This is a genomic window from Methylobacterium brachythecii, assembly GCF_014196345.1.
Taxonomy (GTDB): domain Bacteria; phylum Pseudomonadota; class Alphaproteobacteria; order Rhizobiales; family Beijerinckiaceae; genus Methylobacterium; species Methylobacterium brachythecii.
Genome location: NZ_JACIDN010000011.1, coordinates 1 through 17692, shown reverse-complemented (window position 1 = coordinate 17692; position 17692 = coordinate 1). Strand labels below are relative to the sequence as shown.

Below are 17692 nucleotides of genomic sequence, written 5' to 3'. Positions count from 1 at the left end.
CCCATCATGGGAAGGTCAAGAGCGGATGTGAGGGATTTAGTGATCGCGAGTCAGCCCTGTCGCCGGGGCGATGCTCGGGCAGCACCACGCGCATGATCGTGCCCCGCCCAAGCTCACTCTCGACTGCGAGACGGCCGCGGTGCCGGTTGAGCGTGTGCTTGACGATCGCCAGCCCGAGACCGGTGCCGCCCTGCTGCCGGCTCGATGCAGTGTCGACGCGATAGAAGCGCTCGGTCAGCCGTGGGATGTGCTCTGGAGCGATGCCCGGACCCTGGTCGCGCACGGCGAGGACGAGATGCGGAGGGCGGCTGTCCGAACCCTCCTCGCGCTCAAGACTCACCTCGACCAGGCCACCGCCTCCGCCGTATTTCAGCGCATTCTCGACGAGATTCTCGACAACCCGCAACAGCTCGTCGCGGTCTCCCAGCACCGGAAACGGTCCCTCTGGCGCCTGGATCGTCAGGGCGATGCCCCGCTCCGCCGCGAGTGGCGCCTTCTCATCCACGAGTTGCCGCGCAATCCGCCGCAGATCGACGAGTTGCGTCGGCGGCACGTGCTCGCGCAGCTCGATGCGCGAGAGCGAGAGCAGGTCGTCTATCAGCCGGGTCATGCGCTGGGCCTGGGTGCGCATGATGCCGAGGAACTGCTCACGTGCGCGCTCATCGTCGCGCGCAGGGCCCTGCAGGGTCTCTATGAAGCCGGAGAGGGAGGCCAGCGGCGTGCGGAGCTCGTGGCTGGCATTGGCGACGAAGTCGACCCGCATGGTCTCGAGGCGGCGCGCCTCCGTGAGGTCGCGCAAGAATAGGACGACGTTCGGTTGCCCCACCCCGGGCGCAGCGGCCATCGGAAGCGCACCGATCTGCACCTCGAAGGCGCGTTCCGTCGGCACGCGGGTCACGTAGCTCGTCTTCAGCGGCGCCCCGCTCTGCAGGACCTGCTCGATCCCATCGAGCACGTCCGGCGAGCGCAGGGCGAATGAGAGAGGGTGGCGGAGCTTCAAGCCCGGCAGCAGCGCGCGCGCCGCCGCGTTCGCCTCCAGCACCACTATGCGGCGGTCTACCAGGATCACCGGGTCGGGAATGTTGGCGAGGAGCGATTCCGCCACCGAATGGCGCTCGCGGCGCTCGGTCTCCTGAGGCGTCACGACGATAGGCGAGCCCGAGCGGCTCAGAAGCGCCCCGGCAACGAGAGCGACGGAGGCGCCGAGGAGAAAGACGATGTCGACGGTGCCGTCGATCAGGGCGATCACGCCGAAGATCAGCGTGGCTACGGAAGCGCCGGAGACGGCGGATCGGCGGATCGAACCGGGCATCGTCAGCTCAGGCGCGCTCGGGGATCATCATGGATCGTTGGCGGCGCGGCGACGGCGCAGGCGCTTGCCCGCCTCGTAGATGCCGAGCATGGCCAGCGCCACCAAGAACGGCACGAGGTAGTAGCAGACCCGGAACAGCAGCAGCGAGCCCAGCACCTCTCCCCGCGGCAGGCTCGACATGGCCAGCATGATCGTCGCCTCGAAGACGCCCGCGCCTCCCGGCACGTTGGAGGCGATACCGAGCATGGCGGCGAGGACGTAGATCGCCACGAAAGTCGAAAAACCGAGCGTCAGCTCGGGCGGCATCAGCACGTAGAGCACGGCGGCAGCGGCGCAGACATCGCCGATGCCGACCAGCATCTGGCTGAAAGACACCGTGGCGCCGGGCAGTTCGAGCCGCCAATGCTTCACGGTGATGTAGCGCCGCTTGATCGAGACCCAGATCAGGTATCCGACCACGGAGAACAGGGCCGCGACGCCGACGCCCTGGTTCACGCGGATGCTGGTGAAGGCGAGACCGGCGAGCTGGCCGGCCTCGACGACCAGGCTCAGGCCGAGCACCACGCCCATGCCGAGCCAGAAGGTGAAGCCAGCGATGACGGTCAGCGCCGCGATCTTCGCGGTGGAGAGCCCCCGGCTCGAATAGACCCAGTAGCGGATCGTCCCGGCCGTGAAGAGCGGGAAGCCGAGGGTGAAACTCACCGCGTAGCTCGTGAACGAGGCGAGCGCGGTAATCCGGTAGGGCACCTTCAGCTTGAGCTGCTTCAGTGCCAGCGCATCGTAGAAGGTCAGAAAGAAGTAGCTGATCGCGACGAAGCCGAAGGCCACCGCGAGCTGCATACCGCCGACACCGGTGAGGGCCGCACTGAGCTTGGCCCAGGTGATCTCCTCCGACAGCTTCCAGAGCACCACAGCGGAGGCGGCGAGCAGCAGGAGGCTCGCGCACGTGCCGATCCAGGCATAGTGACGCTTGACCCAGCCCCGCTTGGGTTCGGCCGGGCCGGCAGCCTCGGCGCGCAACGCCCCGACGGCCTCGCTCCCGACGCGTTCCTTTCGCTTTTCGACGAAGTTCATCTGGAACGGCGTCCGCCTCGCTGGTCGCTCGCCTTTGAGTTGGAACGCGGGTCGTCCCGAGCTATGGCCCGCCCAGCGCATGTAGGCTGATCACCGGCCAAAGGCCAGGGACGGCCGGCCCTACAACCGGGGGCCGATGCGAATGACGGCCGGATCGCCTCGATCCGGCTTCGGAGACCGGGAGGACCGATGGTCGCGCCCGGCTCAGGGCCGACGCGCATCGGGCGGCAGGTCGACATCGAGGCGTCCTTCGAGACGGAAGCGCTCGACGGCGCCTTCGTCGCGCAGCCGCTCCTCGAGTTGCGCGGCCCCGCCGAACTGAAAGCCGATCTGCGTGGTGTAGGCGGCGCAGGCGGCCGCCTTGCGGTCTTCGCAGGTGGAATCGAAGCGGATCTCGTAGCCGGGACAATGCGCGAAGGTCTGGCGCAGGGGCTCCTGCGGCTCGGCATGGCGGACCGTGTAGGGATAGTCGCGCCACCACAGCACCGCCGCCGAGGGCCGCGCCGCGCGGATCGCCCGCACCACCTGGACGTGGTCGACATGGCCGCCCACGGCCTGCGGCGCCAGGATGAGGTCGGGGCGCAGCTCCCGGAACAGAGTCTCGAAAGCGTCCGCGAGGTTGAGCTCGATGCGGTCGTCGGGGCGAAGCCCGGCGAAGAGCTCCGGCGCTGAGCCGTAGCCGCGATGCGGCGCTTCCCGGAAGGGCAGGTGGACCGGCTCGTCGATGCCGAGATGGCTGGCCGCGGCCCGGTCCTCGTCACGCCGCAGCGCCATGTAATCGGCATCTGCCGGCAGGCCCTTGTCGAGCTGGCAGGCCAGCGCAAAGCCCTTCGGCTGTCGGACGGAGGCACTGAACACCGTCGCCATCGTCACTCCCCAGCCCGCCCCCGCAAGATGCGCGAGCGTGCCGCCAGCCGAGAAGACGGCGTCGTCGAGATGCGGCGAGACGGCGAGCGCAGTCGGCATCAGAGCAGGTGCGGCTCAGCGCGGAAGCGGCACTCGGGATCGTAGGGCAGCGCCTCGACGAAATCCGTGTGCGGGCGCTCGCCGATCACCTTGTCGTAGACGTCCATGATCTGCCGGCCGACCGCCGTCCAGGAATAGACCCGGCGGCATTCCTCGAGCCCGGCCTGGGCAAGCTCCATCCGCAGATCCGCATCCTCGATCACGCGACCGAGCGCCTTGGCGAGAGCCCGCACGTCGCCGGGCTGCACCAGCAGGCCGTTCTCGCCATCGCGCAGGCAGTCGGAGACGCCGACCGAATGGGTCGAGACCACCGCGAGGCCCGCGGCCATCGCCTCCAGGATCGTGTTGGAGAATCCCTCCGCATAGGTTGGAGACACGAAGACGTCGGCCTGCCGGTAAAGGTCCGGCACGGTGTCGTAATCGGCATAGCCGGTGAAGGCGACGTGGGCCGAGGTGAAGCCGATCGCGTCGGCCTTCTCGCGGGCGGCCTCCACGTCCGGGCCGATGCCGGAGATCGTCGCCTCGAAGGGCAGGCCGGCCTCCCAGACGCGTTCCAGCGCGTCGAGGAAGTCGAGCACGCCTTTCCGGCGGTCGACGCGGCCGTGGTAGAACAGCCGCACCGGATCTTCGCCCTCCACCGGCTTTCCGGGCGTGAAGCGCGCCGTGTCGACGGCGCCGGGCACGATGGTGAAGCGCGACGGGTCGGAGCCGAGCCGGTCGCAGACCTCCTTCACGAAGGACGGGCCGCCGATCAGCAGGGCGTTAGCATGGGCCAGCACCTCGCACATGGCCAGCCGATGCGTCTCGCAGCAGGAGCCGACCCAGTGGCCGTCGCCGCCCTGGATCGAGACGACGTTCGGCACGCCAAGTTTTTTTGACGCGAGGAGGACAGCCCAGCCAGTGGGATAGCCGTATTGCGCGTGCAGGATGTCGAAGGGCTTCTTCGCGTGCTCGGCGCAGATCGTCTCGACCATCGTCTCGATGTCGCGCTCGAAATCACCGGCCGTCTGCTCACCGATCTGTTCGAGACCAATGACATGGACGCCCGGCACCGGCGGCGGCGGCCCGCCGCCATACACGCGGGTGCCGAATTCGTCGCCGCGATACTGCGAGATCATCGTGACGTCGTGACCCACACCGACGAGCTCGCGCAACAGATTCTGCGCGTAGACGCTCATGCCGGAGATGGCCGGGAAATAGCGGCGGCTGACGAAGCAGATCCGCATCAGGTTGCAACTCCGATCGTCACTTGCGGCGCCGGCGTCTCGTGAAGCCGCTCGTCGGGAGGCGGCAGGCCCGGCCCCGGCCGACGGCAGGTCCGCAGGTAGTCGAGCGAGCGCGGCACCATGAGGTCGGCGCGGTGGCTCTCGCGGGAGAGTTCGACGCAGACGAGCTTTTGGAAGTCGATCTTCTCCAGCGCGTCGAGCACGGAAGGCACGTCCATGTCGCCCTCACCGAAGGGCAGGTGGATATGCTCGCGCCTTTTCATGTCCTCGATCGCCACGGTGCCGAGGCGCTCGGCGAATTCCTTCACGGCGACGGCCGGATCACGCTCCTCGGTGACGAGGCAATGGCCGGTATCGAGTGCCAGGCGCAGGTTCGGAATGGTCAGCGCGGCATAATCGTCGAGCGTCTCGACCAGCATGCCAGGCTCGGGTTCGAGGGCTGCGACGACGCCCTTCTCCTCGGCATAGGCCGCGACCTCGGTGAGCCCCTCGATCAGCCAGCCATGCGCGGCCTCGCGGTCGACGCCGTCCCGCGGCACGCCGGCCCAGAAGGACATGGCCTCCGCGTTCAACACATGCGCGATGTCGATGGCGCGCTTGAGAAAACCGACGCGCCGCGCGCGTCCCGAGGCATCGGCCGTCACCAGGGTCGGCTCGTGCTTGGCGGTCGGGTCGAGCAGGAAGCGGGCGCCGGTCTCGATCACCGAGCCCAATTCGAGTCGCTGCAGAAGCGTCGAGACGTGGTCGGCCTCCACCAGCCAGTTCTCGGCGAAGGGGTCGAGGTGGTGGATGTCGAGGGTGAGCGCGACGCCGTCATAGCCGGCATCCTTGATCAGCCGGATCGCGTCTTCGAGCCTGTGATGGGCGGTGCCATTGGTGTTGTAGGCGAAGCGGAGCGTCACGCGCGCCTCCTCTCGGCCCTTCGTCCCTGACGCTCGAAGCGGAAGGGAGCGTGGTGGGATTCCGGCTCACGATAGAGCGGATAATGCGAGCCGACGATCTCTTCGGCCAGGGCCGTATCGAAGAGTGGCTGGCCGCCGAAGCGCTCGATGGCCTCCGGCGTCAGGCGGACCGGCAGCAGCGTGTTGCTCTCCTTGCCGAACTTGATCAGCGGGTGATCACGCTCGATCAGCTTTCGCGTGTTGCGCTCGCCGATGCGGTAGTAGCTCATGGTCTCGACTTCGAGGCCCGGCACGATCGCCTTGACGATGCCGATCTCGCTGTCGGGCGGGGCGCAGTCGACGTAGAGGATGTCGAAGCCGGCCTCTTCCAGCCGCTCGCGGGCGATTTGACCGCGCGCATGGCCGTCGGCGGCCGGCGTCGTCGGCAGCTCCGAAAAGCGCTTGGTCGAGCGCTCGGAATAGACGGTCCCCGAAAAGACCTGCTTCAGCTCCTCGCCGGACAGCTCGATCCAGGCCAGCATCGCCTGGAGCGCGCGGCTCTCTTCGAGGTCGAGGCTCGGCAGCGCCTTCTGGATGAAGGCTTCGACGTAGCCCGTGGGCGCCACGGTGTCGGCCAGGTCCAGTGGGCCGTGGCCGAAGGTCTTTCGGACACGCGCGGCCTGGAATTCGAGCAGCGCCTTGCGCAGGGCGCGCTCGCGATCCGGATCGCAGGCCTCGCCACAGGCGGAGAGGGCGACGGGGGCGGGGGCATCGGCGCCGTTCTCGTCGTAGCCGACGACGTAGAGATTGGTCAGGCCGAACTGGTCGGTGGCGAATTTCGGGAGCGCTCGGATGCCGAGGCCCTTCAGCCGGTCGAGCATCGCTCGCGTATCGGGCCCGATCCCGTCGAGGTCGAGCATCACGCCCTGGTCGAGCGCCCGGAACAGCAGGCCGTTGCCATCGCGCTGGAGCAGTTCGAGCAGGCCGTGGCCGAGGGCGAAATCCGTATCCGGACCGGCGCCGAGGCCGTTGGTGATCAGGTTGGTGAAGGGCGTATAGCCCGGCCGCAGCTCGAAATAATCTGTCGCGGCGATATCGAGCGGCATCCAGACGCTCTCACCGGTGCGGGCACGGACCACCGTCGTCCAGTCGAGCGGCGTGCCGCGGCCGACATGCGATCCGGCCGGCAGGCAGAGCGTCAGCGGATCGGCGACGCTGCTCGCACCGAACACCCGCACGAGATCGTCATAGGAAAGCTGGACCTGCTTCTCGCGCGGCATCACCGCGAGGGAAGGCATCAGGTTCTCAGCAATCTCGGCAACCGCACCGATCAGTGCCTCGTCGTCGGTGGCGCCGTAGCCGATGCCGGACGGCATCGCGCCGACGAAGAACGGGTCATCGAGAAACAGCGCAACGAACCAGACCGGGATGCCGGTGCGATCGAGCGGCGCCAGGTTGAAACCGACGACACGCCCCTCGGGCAGGATGTCGAGATAGGCCTTCACGGCATCGGGCAGCCGCTCGGGCAGCCCCTCGATGCGACGGGTGGCACCATAGCGGTAGCGGCGCGGCGCCTTGAGGCTGGCGTGGCGGGCGCGGTCGTCCTGGTCGATCTCGGTCGTCAAAGGCTCACTCACCCGCTCGATCCAACCCGACCCCCCATCCTGAGGTGCCGAAGCGCAGCGGAGGCCTCGAAGGAGGGCTCCAGCTTGGTACGCGATCCCCGGAGCCCTCCTTCGAGGCTGCTCCGCAGCACCTCAGGACGAGGTCGTCTGGTGGGATCGCTGCGTTTCCTCGTCGTCTCACGCTGCCGGTGCCAGGGCCTTGCCGTAGGCTCGCGCCAGCAGGCGCATCGTGTGCAGGTCGCGCTCCGCGGAATAAGCCGCACGTTCCTCCGGACGGCGCAGGGCCGAACCGAAGGCGCGCACCTGCTCCTGGAAGGGCGAGGCCTCCGCATCGAAGACCATGTTTTGGGAGTCACCGCTTGTACCGTCGGTGAACATCAACCGGCCGCCGGGCGTCTGGCCCATCGTGTCGATGGCGGTCAGCATGCCCTTCGTGCCGACCACCTCCAGGCGGCGGCGGGGCAGAACGTCGGGGCAGTTATAGGCGACGTGGAGATTGGCGAGGACGCCCGAGTCCGTGCGGCCGATCAGGAGCGCGCCGTCATCGACGGCGTAGTCCTGGGCGCGGGCCTGGGTGAGGGAGGCGATGTCCGCGACCGACTCGTCGAGGAGGAAGTCGCAGAGGTCGAGTCCGTGTGGCGCGAGGTCGATCAGCGCACCGCCTCCTGCCTGCTTGGGGTCAATGCGCCAGTTGTCCTGTCCCTGGAACGACGCCCAGCCGCGGTCGAGCCAGCAGGCATACACGATGCGGATCGCCGTCACCGTGCCGAGGCGCCCCTCGCGAATGCCGTCGCGCATGGCGCGGTGCGCGGGGTGATGGCGCTGGTCGAAGGCAGTGCCGTAGAAGGCGCCGGAGCGCGCGACGGCTGCCGCCATGACCTCCGCATCGCGAAGCGAGGCGGCCATCGGCTTCTCGCACAGGATCGCCTTGCCGCTGGCGGCCAGGGCCTCGACGGCCGCGCGATGGAGATGGTTCGGGGTCGCGACATAGACCGCCTCGACCTCGGGTTCGGCGATCAGCCCGGCAATATCGGCATGTGCCCGTGCGCCCTCCGACTCCGCGGCTGCGCGCGAGGCCGCGCCGGGATCGGCGACCGCGACGAGGCGATGGCCGGCGGCGCGGATGCCCGGCGCCATGTAATCGCGCGCGACCCAACCGTAGCCGACGATGCCCCAGCCGACCGCGTCGCCCATCACCAGCGCTCCGGGAGATCGACGTATTCGCGCCGGCGCACGCGTTCGGCAACCGGCGTCTGCGGACCGCCCTCCCAGTCAAGCGATTTCGGACCGTCTGAATGCAGAGGGTAGGTCACGCGATCGGCATATTCCGCCGCGTACCGCTCGGAGGGCCAGCGGATGGCGTAGGCCCCGCTGAGATCGACCTTGTAGAGCGGATTCAATCGCAGGGCCGTGCCAGCGAGCGGCAGCGTGATCCCATCGACCACCGAGCGTGGGGCAGGGCGCATACCCGGACCGGCCACCAGCGAGAAGGCCTCGCACGTCTTGATCTCGTGCGGATCGCGCGGCGTCGGCGCGCGGGCCTCGACCAGCGCCCGGGTCAGCTCGGCATCGTCGTAGACGAGGGCATCGGGAAACAGCTCTTCGATTTCGGCGGCGGTCACCGCCTTGCCGGCAGAGAAGCCGGGGCAGTCGCTGTTGTGGATGTGGCTCACCGCCAGCCAGCCGTCTTCGCCAGCCGTCTTGCGCAGGTTGGCCAGGATGTCGGCTTTGTCGTCGAGGAAATAGAAGGCGTCGTTGCACAGCACCAGGTCGACCGGCGCCTCGGCGATCGGCCAATGCGGCGAGGACGCGTCGAAGCAGACGAGCTGCGCGGTTTTCTCGACGACCCAGTGGCGCGCGACCCAGAGCTTGGCGAAGACGACGTCTGCGCCAGCGACCTTCACGCCGCGCCCCTGCATCTCGCGCAAGTAGTGGCCGATCCCGCAGGCGAGTTCGAAGGCGCAGGCCGGTTCGTTCCAGTGCGCCTCGAGCAGGGTGAGCCCGGCGAGATAGGTCGGATCGCTCCAGCGGTTGACGAAATAGTCGCCGACGCGTCCCCAGCCGAGGCCGTCCACGGCATCGCGCAGGGTCACGGTGTCCCGGTTCGCGACGAGAGCACGCAAAGCCTCCGGGTCGGCGGGCGGCCCGTTCCACCAATCGTCCTGGTCGGCGAGGAGGCCGGCAAGCGCCGCATCGGTCTCGCCCGCATCGAGATGTGCGAGCGTCGCGGCGATCAGTTCGCCGCGGTTGATGCGCAGATACGGAATACCGTCGAGCACCGGCCAGCGCTGGCCGGTCTCGGTGTCGCGCAGGACATGCGCGCCGTCGGCCTCGAGCGGACTGCCGGTCTCGGGCGAGAGGAGATCGAACGGGATCATGACCGGATGATAGGGCAGCGAGGGCCGGACTTCACGGGATCTGCATGTCGCTAAGCACCCGATCCTGGAAATCCTTCACGGGGCCGGCATGGACCAGCTCCATCTCGCCAAGCACCGTGTCCATCGTGAGCGAGGCGGCGCGCAGGTGCTGGGCGATCTGCAGCACGCGGTCGATGGAATCGGCAGCGTGGAAGGCGCGACCCTCCGCCGTGGCGTCGTCCGGCAGCACGGCTCGGGCGCGACGCACGGTCTCTCGCAGGCCGGGCTCCAGTTCGTTAAGCGCGCGCTCCGAGCAGCGTTCGACGATCGGCCAGAGATGCTCGCCGAGCAGCATCTCGCCGGTGAAGCCGGCATCGGGCATCAGCGCGTTGTGGAAGTGGTGGGCCATGGCGGCGAGAAAGACCACCGCTGGATCGGCCCGATAGAACGGGCTCAACACGACGCCGTAGACCGCCACGATCAGGCAATGCTCGGCGTGATTTTCCGGCGGCTCGAGGAGGATGCGCGGCTTGCTGGGGCAGGTCACGCCGGCGCGCGGCTGCGCTGCCTGAGCCGCGACGAAGTCGGGCAGGTGACCAACTGGAAGCGCCGCAATCGGCGCACGCAGACAGTCGCGAAGCCGGTCGCGCAATTCGGGATCGACCTGCTCGGTCACGGCATCGAAACCGGCCACGAGCACGTCCGAAGCCTGCTCCTCGTCGAGGCCAGCGGCGGCGAGGAAGGCCCCGTCGATGTCGCAGAGGCGCGTTGCCGCCAGAGCGTTGGCGGTGACCTGCAGGGCCACCGTCTCCGACGAGGCTCCGCCGGTCAGAGCGCCCCATCCCTGCGCAAACAGCCGCTCGGCGACCGATCCGGCGCGCCCGGCGGAGCGGACGCGCTTGAGATCACCGAGTTCGACGAGAAGCTCACGCAGCGGGATGGGCGCGGCAGGAGCCGTGCCCTGGGCCGACATCAGTTCGTGCCGAGCCAGTCGAGCAGCATCTTCTGCTGCTTGCCGAAGTCGTGCACCGGGCCGGCGCCGTTCTTGACCATCGGCGCCTTGAAGAAGCTCGATAGCTGCTCCTGCGCGCCGCCGTCGCCGCGCTGCTTGGCGAGGTCGAGCACACGGGCGATCTCGATGACGAGCGGCGCCGCAAGGATCGAGTCTTTGCAGAGGAAGTTCACCTTGATCTGCATGCGCTGACCCATGAAGCCGGTGACGTCGATGTTGTCCCAGGCCTCCTTGTCGTCGCCGCGCGGGCGATAATAGTGGATGTGCACGAGGTGGTCCTCGACGGGGTAGCCGAGGATCGAGTCGAGCACCGTCCCCTTGGTGTTGATCTTCGACTGCAGCGAATTCGGATCGTTCAGGGCGAGACCGTCGCGGTTGCCGAGGATGTTGGTAGAGAACCAACCGTCGACATGAAGCGCGCGCGCCTTGAGGGCGGGCGCCAGCACGGTCTTCATCATGGTCTGGCCGGTCTTGCCGTCCTTGCCGGCGACAGGGACGCCCATCTCCTTGGCGAGGTTCAGTAGCGCCGGGATATCCGCAGCGACGCTCGGCGTGAAATTGCCGTAAGGCACGCCGCTCTTGATGGCCGCATAGGCGTAAAGCATCGCCGGCGAGATCGACTCGTCGTCGGTGTCGAGGCCCTTCTCGAAGGCTTCCGTCGAGTTGAGCACCGCCGCACTGAGGTCGGGCCAGCGCTCGGTCGAGGCGAGGTTGATCACCACGACTTCGTCGAGGTTGCTCTCCTGGCGAAAGCGCTTGAGATCGTTGGCGATGATCGAGACCGTCTCGCGATGGTCCTTGGCCACGATGCGGTTGCCGCCGTCGATGTTCTTGCAGAACTTCGCGCTGCCGACGGCCGGCCAGGGCGTGATGCCCTTGAGCACCTGGGCACCGTTCTCGATGTCCTGCTGCGTCAACACGCCGTGACCGGTTGCGGCGGATGCGAGGTCGTCGCCGTTGAGGTCCCAGCCGCCGAAGACGAGATCCTTGTAATCGGTCATGCCCTGGACCGAGACGCCGGCGAGAGGCAAGCCGTCGAGCCGGTTCGATCCGGACTTGATCATCTCGATGCCGGCGATGGCGGTGGTGGCGACGGCGCCACCCATGCCAACGAACGCGACGCCCACGCGGCGACCGGTCTGCATACTCATCGGGGAAGAACTCTCTGTTAGATCGCGCAGTGGGCTCGGATGGCTTCGCAGTAGTCGGCCCCCAGGCCCGTAACAACTGGGTCTCCAGGGGACTGTTCCAAGGCAGGGGTGCCATGTTTTGCGTGAACGGCGGCTGAGCGACCGCCGCTGCTTTGGTTAATATTTCGTGAAAACAATGCCTTAACGCGGTGTTAAGGCCGCCACGTTGGGATCACGGGCTGGTCGAATTGTCGTCACACCCGACGGCGACACCCTGGCCACCAACGCAAAGCCGCGCCCTAGAACGCCGCGGCACGACAAAAGGAAGTTTGATGGGGGCTTACCCGGAGCCGGCGCCTTGCGCCGACGACGTGAGCCGACTCGTGCGTATTGAGTCGATCGTTGTCAAAAAGACCAAGGCGGCCAACCCGCTCACGACCCGCATCCCTGCATCAAAACAGGGGCCGAAGCGCAACCTCCCCGCGACGCTCATGATCGGTCTCGCCCTCGGCGCGGGCCTGCCCATAGCGCAGGCGCAAGCGAGCAGCAGCCTCGGCCCTGTACTCATGGAGCTGCCCGGCGGCAGCCGTCCGTCCGATTGGGGCGCCACCCCGCTCGCGGCCGGCGACGGCGTGACGCAGGGCGTGATGGCGGGCTCTCCCGCAAGTCCGCCCGAACCGAGGTTCACAGCCGATACGCTCCGCTTCGGAGAGACCAGCGTGCCGCGCCCGCTGGCCGAGACGATCCTGCGCGCTTCGGAAGCGACCGGCGTCGATCCCGCATACATGATGGCGCTCGCCGACAAGGAATCGAGCTTCGACACTGATGTGAAGTCGTCGGCATCGTCAGCGCAGGGACTGTTCCAGTTCGTGACCGGCACTTGGCTGGAAATGATCCGGACTTATGGCGGCCGGCACGGGCTCGAAGCCGAGGCAGCTGCGGTGAAGGGCCGCGGCAGCGCCATCGGCATTGCCGACGACGCCATGCGCAAACGCGTGCTGGGCCTGCGCAACGATCCCTACGTCTCCGGCCTCATGGCGGGAGAGATGATCAAACGCGACCGCGCCCGCATCGAAAGCCGTCTCGGCCGCGAGTTGAAGACGACGGAGCTCTACCTCGCGCATTTCCTAGGCACCGCGAGCGCCGGCAAGTTCCTGTCGCTCAGTGCCGAGGCCCCCGCGCGCAACGCCCAGGCCGTCTTCAGCCGGGCCGCACGGGCCAATCGTGGCATCTTCACCTCAAAGGACGGTGGCAAGAAGCGCAGCCTCACGGTGGCCGAGGTGCACGAACGGCTTGGCGGCATGATCGACAAGCGGATGGGCCAGTTCCAGGCGATCACCGACATGATCACGCAGGAATCGGAAATCGCGGACCGGGAACACGGCAACGATTATCCCGTGCTCGATGCCCGCCTCCTTCTTAAGAACGACGTCGTCCCGGCGTCGGTGGCGCCCTCGATTCAGTGAGCCGCGGGGGCGCCGCCCCCGAGCTTCACCGTCTTCAGGAGCATCGCCAGGGGGATGGCGCAGAGCGCCATCAGCGCCAGCACCCAGAACACGTCGATATAGGCCCAGTAGGCCGACTGGGTGTCGACCTGCTGGCCGATCCAGGCGATCGCCTGGCTCTGCGCATCCGGTCCGGCATAGCCATGCTCCGAGAAGTACTGCGTCGCCGCGCGCAGCGTCTCGCGATAGGCAGGGCTGGTAGAGTCCACCGCCTCGCCGATCCGGCTCTGATGGAACTGCTGGCGGTAGGCCAGGACGTTCTGAGCCAGCGACACGCCCATCGAGCCGCCGACGTTACGCGCGACGTTGATCAGCGCCGAGGCCTGGTCGGTCTGCGATTTCGCGATGCCCTCGTAGGAGGCTGCGGTGATCGACAGGAACAGGAACGGCAGGCCCGCGCCGATGAAGACGCGCGAAAGCGCGAAATATCCGAAGGTCGAACTGCCATCGAGACGCGTCAGGTCGTAGAGGCCCGCGAAGATGATCAGCGCGCCACCCATGATCATGTATTTCGGCTGCACTACCGCCGACAGGCGTCCGGCCGCCGCCATCGCCATCACGGTGACGATGCCGCCGGGCAGCAGCAGGACCCCCGACAGGGTCGCCGTGTAGCCGTAATAGGTCTGCGTGATCTGCGGGATGAACTGCGTCGTCGAGATCAGGATCGCGCCGACGGCGAGCATCACCATGAAGCAGGAGCCGAACTGGCGCTGACCGATCAACCGCAGGTCGACGACGGGATTCTCGTGCTTCAGCAGCCAGGGGATCATCGCGACGAAGGCGACCACCGCCAGGATGGCGAAGCCGATGATCAGGTTCGAGCCGAACCAGTCCTTTCGCTGCCCCTCGTCGAGCACGACTTCCAGCGCTCCGAGAAAAGTCGCGACCAGCAGGAAGCCGATGACGTCGAAGCGGACGCGCTTGCGGCGCAGTTCCTTCCTCTCGGCGATGGCCGCATCGGAATCGTGCAGCAGCAGATGCATCAGCCCCAGCGCGATCACGCCGACGGGACCATTGATCAGGAAGCACCAGTGCCAGGACAGGTTGTCGGAGAGCCAGCCGCCCAGTGTCGGCCCGATCACCGGCGCCACCACCACCGAGATCCCGTAGAGGGCAAAGGCCTGGCCGCGCTTCTCAGGCGGGAAGGAATCCGCGAGAATGGACTGCGCGAGCGGCGCCATGCCGCCGCCGCCGAGCCCCTGCAGCACGCGGAACAGGAGCAGGGATTCGAGGCTCCAGGCGAAGCCGCACAGCACCGACGAGACGGTGAAGAGCCCGACGCTCCACATGAAGAACATCTTGCGCCCGTAGCGCTTGGCCAGAAAGCTCGACGCCGTGAGCGTGATCGCGTTGGCAACGAGATAGGTCGTGACCACCCAGGCCGACTCGTCGGGGCCGACCGCCAATCCACCGGAGATGTAGCGGAGCGCCACGTTGGCGATGGTGGTGTCGAGCACCTCCATGAAGGTCGCGAGCGCCACGACGACCGCGACGGCCCATGGGTTATGACCGCCCGGCGCACTCGACGAGAAATCCTTGGCGGAGCCCGTGGCCGCGCTCACCGAACGCGAACCGTCGGGATGATCGACATGCCCGGCCCGATGGCGACGTCGTCGGGCCATTTGTCGACGACGATCTTCACCGGGATGCGCTGGGTCACCTTCACGTAGTTGCCCGTGGCATTCTGCGCCGGCAGCAGGCTGAAAGCGGTGCCCGAGCCAGGCTGCACTGAGGCGACCTTCCCCGTGATCTTGCGGTCCGGATAGGAGTCGATTTCGACGTCGACGCTTTGTCCGGGCCGCATGTCGGTGATCTGCGTCTCCTTGAAGTTTGCGGTCACCCAGATGTCGTCGGGTACGAACATCGCGAGGCTCTGCCCCGATTGCGCGTACTGGCCTTTTGCCCCGGTGAGCTGCACGACACGGCCGGCCTGGGCCGCGGTCACGGTGGTGTAGCCGAGGTTGAGCTTGGCCTGATCGCGTTGGGCCTTCGCATTGGCGAGGCTCGCCTCGGCTGAGGCCTTCTGCGCCTCGAGCGACCCGATCTGCTTCTGCGCGGCGATCACGCTGGCATTGGCGCTGGTCAGAGCCGCTTGGCGCTGCTCCAGCGTCGAAGCGGTGGATTGCTGCTGCTGGACGGTGCCGGCGCCGCGCTGGGCCAGGGTCTGGTAGCGATCCGCATCCTCCTTGGCGAACTGCAGGGCTGCCTTCGAGGTCTCGACCTGCGCCTTGGCGACATCGATCTGCGCCTTCTGGCCTTCGATCTGCGCCAGGATGTTCTGGATCGAGGCCTCCGCCGATTCGACCTGAGCCTGGGCCTGGGCCTGGGCAACCTCGTAATCACGCTTGTCGATCTGGGCGAGGACGGCGCCCGCCTCGACATGCTGGTTGTCGGTCACCGGAACGTCGACGACGTAGCCGCCGACCTTTGGCGCAATGGTGAACTTGCGCGCGTCGACGAAGGCGTCGTCGGTGCTCTCGTAGGGGTGGAGGAAGGCCTGCCAGTACAGGAAACCGCCGACGCCGAGCAGTACCAGGGCCACGAGCGCGACGAAGGTCAGGATCGGGTGCCGGCGGATCAGCCCCGGCTGTTTTTCCGAATCCGGCTCGGACCCATCGTCCGGCTCCGTATCGGGCGCCGCGGTGGCTGGCTTCCGATCGAGGTCGACCGGTCGCTCGGCGCGAGCCGTGTCCGGCTTCGCGCCGGCGGCGGGTTTGCCGCCGTCGGGATTCTGATTTTGGTCGTCGAGCATTGCGGTCGCACAGTCGTTGCGCCCGCCTCCAAAGGATTCGAACGCCGGAAACCCGCCTCGCGGTGCAAAAGCAATGCAGCGCGAAATGTTCCGGACGGGTGTCCGTCGCTTACGCGAAACGCAGATCGGCCCGCCGCGGAATGCACGGCGGCCCGATCTCGAACCTGATCTAAACGGCCGGGCTGTCCGGCCGTCGGAAGGTCAGGCGGCTTGCTTGGCCCGGTTCAAGAGCTTGCGGTTGATCAGGACCTCGGCGATCTGGATCGTGTTCAGCGCAGCGCCCTTGCGCAGGTTGTCCGATACGCACCAGAAATTCAGGCCGTTCTCGATCGTGGCATCCTCGCGGATGCGGGAGATGTAGGTGGCATCCTCGCCCGCCGCCTCGTGCGGGGTCATGTAGCCGCCGGCCTCGCGCTTATCGACGACGAGCACACCCGGCGCCGCTCGCAGGATCTCGGTGGCCTGCTCGACGGAGAGCGGGCGCTCGAACTCGACGTTCACCGCCTCGGCGTGCCCGATGAAGACCGGAACGCGGACGGCCGTCGCCGTGAGCTTGATCTTGGGATCGAGCATCTTCTTGGTCTCGGCGACCATCTTCCACTCTTCCTTCGTATAGCCGTCTTCCATGAACACATCGATGTGCGGGATGACGTTGAAGGCGATGCGCTTAGGGAACTTGGCCATGGTCATCTGGCCGGCCGTGAAGACCGAACGGGTCTGCTGAAACAGTTCGTCCATGGCTTCCTTGCCGGCGCCGGAGACCGACTGGTAGGTCGAGACGACGACGCGCTTCACGGTCGCCGCGTCGTGCAGCGGCTTGAGCGCGACCACGAGCTGAGCGGTCGAGCAGTTCGGGTTGGCGATGATGTTGCGCTTGGTGAAGCCGACGATCGCGTCGGCATTCACCTCGGGCACGATCAGCGGCACGTCCGAATCGTAGCGGAACGCCGATGAGTTATCGATGACGACGCAGCCCTGCTCGCCGATGCGGGGGCTCCACTCCTTCGAGGTCTCGCCGCCGGCCGACATCAGGCAGATGTCGGTGTCGGAGAAGTCGTGCGTATCGAGCGCTTTGACCTTCAGAATCTTGTCGCCGAAGGAAACCTCCTGGCCCTGGCTGCGGCGGGAGGCCAATGCCACGACCTCGTCGGCCGGGAAGGCGCGCTCGGCCAGGATGTCGAGCATCTCACGGCCCACATTGCCCGTGGCTCCGACGACGGCGACCTTGTAACCCATCTCGATCACTCCACTTCGCGGTCTCATCGCGACCGCTCTGTGCCGGCTCGCCGACGCGATCCGTCGGCCGGCCCGGCTGCCGGATCCCCTCCGGCCCCTCGCGCAGGTTCGACACTGCGCCAAAACGAAAGAACCCGCCCCCGTGTGGACGAGGTGGGTTCTCTCGGCGCGCGGAGCAAGACGCCTCGTGCGCCCGGCTGTCAAGACGTCCGAAAGCATGCCCGACGCGCCTAGACTTGATCGGAGCCGGCCGAACCTCTAAGCGGACGGCGCCTTGCGCCCGGTCTTGGTCCGGGCGCCCCCGCTCAGGATTGATTGGACCGATGGGCAAGGAAAAATTCAACCGCAGCAAGCCGCACTGCAACATCGGCACGATCGGCCACGTCGACCACGGCAAGACGTCGCTGACGGCGGCGATCACGAAGGTTTTGGCGGAGTCGGGCGGCGCGTCGTTCACGGCGTATGACCAGATCGACAAGGCTCCCGAGGAGAAGGCGCGCGGCATCACGATCTCGACGGCGCACGTCGAGTACGAGACGGCCAACCGCCACTACGCCCACGTCGACTGCCCCGGCCACGCCGACTACGTGAAGAACATGATCACGGGCGCGGCGCA

Annotated in this window: 15 protein-coding genes; 2 read left to right on the top strand and 13 right to left on the bottom strand. The window is 67.3% G+C overall.

Annotated features, from left to right (window positions below; translation table 11 throughout):
- Positions 1–4 precede the first annotated feature (4 nt).
- From GGR33_RS23350 to GGR33_RS23305, 10 genes are all read right to left on the bottom strand, one after another.
- Positions 5–1312, bottom strand: coding sequence for an ATP-binding protein (locus GGR33_RS23350; RefSeq protein ID WP_183512095.1), 1308 nt, complete (start codon positions 1310–1312; stop codon positions 5–7).
- Positions 1313–1339: 27 nt separating this feature from the next.
- Positions 1340–2386: a lysylphosphatidylglycerol synthase domain-containing protein gene (locus tag GGR33_RS23345; protein WP_183512091.1), complete on the bottom strand. Its 1047-nt coding sequence runs from the start codon at positions 2384–2386 to the stop codon at positions 1340–1342.
- Between the two features lie 204 nt (positions 2387–2590).
- Complete coding sequence (locus GGR33_RS23340) at positions 2591–3355, bottom strand: PIG-L deacetylase family protein (protein ID WP_183512855.1); 765 nt, start codon at positions 3353–3355, stop codon at positions 2591–2593.
- Positions 3352–4578, bottom strand: coding sequence for a glycosyltransferase family 4 protein (locus tag GGR33_RS23335; RefSeq protein ID WP_183512086.1), 1227 nt, complete (start codon positions 4576–4578; stop codon positions 3352–3354). Before GGR33_RS23335 ends, GGR33_RS23340 begins: the two co-directional genes overlap by 4 nt.
- Positions 4578–5480, bottom strand: coding sequence for a sugar phosphate isomerase/epimerase family protein (locus GGR33_RS23330; RefSeq protein WP_183512082.1), 903 nt, complete (start codon positions 5478–5480; stop codon positions 4578–4580). The genes GGR33_RS23335 and GGR33_RS23330 overlap by 1 nt, the downstream gene beginning before the upstream one ends.
- Positions 5477–7096 carry a YcaO-like family protein gene (locus GGR33_RS23325; RefSeq protein ID WP_284212093.1) on the bottom strand — a complete coding sequence of 540 codons (1620 nt, stop codon included), beginning with the start codon at positions 7094–7096 and terminating at the stop codon, positions 5477–5479. The genes GGR33_RS23330 and GGR33_RS23325 overlap by 4 nt, the downstream gene beginning before the upstream one ends.
- Positions 7097–7261: 165 nt before the next feature.
- Positions 7262–8278: a Gfo/Idh/MocA family protein gene (locus tag GGR33_RS23320; RefSeq protein WP_183512078.1), complete on the bottom strand. Its 1017-nt coding sequence runs from the start codon at positions 8276–8278 to the stop codon at positions 7262–7264.
- The gene (locus GGR33_RS23315) at positions 8278–9462 is read right to left on the bottom strand and encodes a class I SAM-dependent methyltransferase (protein ID WP_183512072.1); all 1185 of its coding nucleotides are present in this window, start codon (positions 9460–9462) and stop codon (positions 8278–8280) included. The genes GGR33_RS23320 and GGR33_RS23315 overlap by 1 nt, the downstream gene beginning before the upstream one ends.
- A 31-nt stretch (positions 9463–9493) precedes the next feature.
- A complete protein-coding gene (locus GGR33_RS23310) occupies positions 9494–10414 on the bottom strand; it encodes an HD domain-containing protein (RefSeq protein WP_183512066.1) in 921 nt (306 codons plus the stop codon).
- Complete coding sequence (locus GGR33_RS23305) at positions 10414–11604, bottom strand: inositol-3-phosphate synthase (protein ID WP_183512064.1); 1191 nt, start codon at positions 11602–11604, stop codon at positions 10414–10416. Before GGR33_RS23305 ends, GGR33_RS23310 begins: the two co-directional genes overlap by 1 nt.
- Before the next feature lie 311 nt (positions 11605–11915).
- On the opposite strand from GGR33_RS23305, the gene GGR33_RS23300 reads away from it, so the two are divergent.
- Entirely contained in the window at positions 11916–13049 is a 1134-nt protein-coding gene (locus GGR33_RS23300) for a transglycosylase SLT domain-containing protein (protein ID WP_183512062.1), read from the top strand.
- On the opposite strand, the gene GGR33_RS23295 is transcribed toward GGR33_RS23300, so the two are convergent.
- The 3 genes from GGR33_RS23295 to GGR33_RS23285 form a co-directional block, all read right to left on the bottom strand.
- Positions 13043–14710, bottom strand: a complete 1668-nt coding sequence (locus GGR33_RS23295; RefSeq protein WP_183512051.1) for a DHA2 family efflux MFS transporter permease subunit — start codon at positions 14708–14710, stop codon at positions 13043–13045. The genes GGR33_RS23300 and GGR33_RS23295 overlap by 7 nt on opposite strands.
- Positions 14647–15840: an HlyD family secretion protein gene (locus tag GGR33_RS23290; RefSeq protein ID WP_183512048.1), complete on the bottom strand. Its 1194-nt coding sequence runs from the start codon at positions 15838–15840 to the stop codon at positions 14647–14649. The genes GGR33_RS23295 and GGR33_RS23290 overlap by 64 nt, the downstream gene beginning before the upstream one ends.
- A 201-nt stretch (positions 15841–16041) precedes the next feature.
- Positions 16042–17076 carry an aspartate-semialdehyde dehydrogenase gene (locus tag GGR33_RS23285; RefSeq protein WP_183512042.1) on the bottom strand — a complete coding sequence of 345 codons (1035 nt, stop codon included), beginning with the start codon at positions 17074–17076 and terminating at the stop codon, positions 16042–16044.
- 323 nt (positions 17077–17399) lie between these two features.
- On the opposite strand from GGR33_RS23285, the gene GGR33_RS23280 reads away from it, so the two are divergent.
- Positions 17400–17692 (top strand): GTP-binding protein (locus tag GGR33_RS23280; RefSeq protein WP_246413425.1); only part of this gene is annotated, 293 nt, incomplete at its 3' end.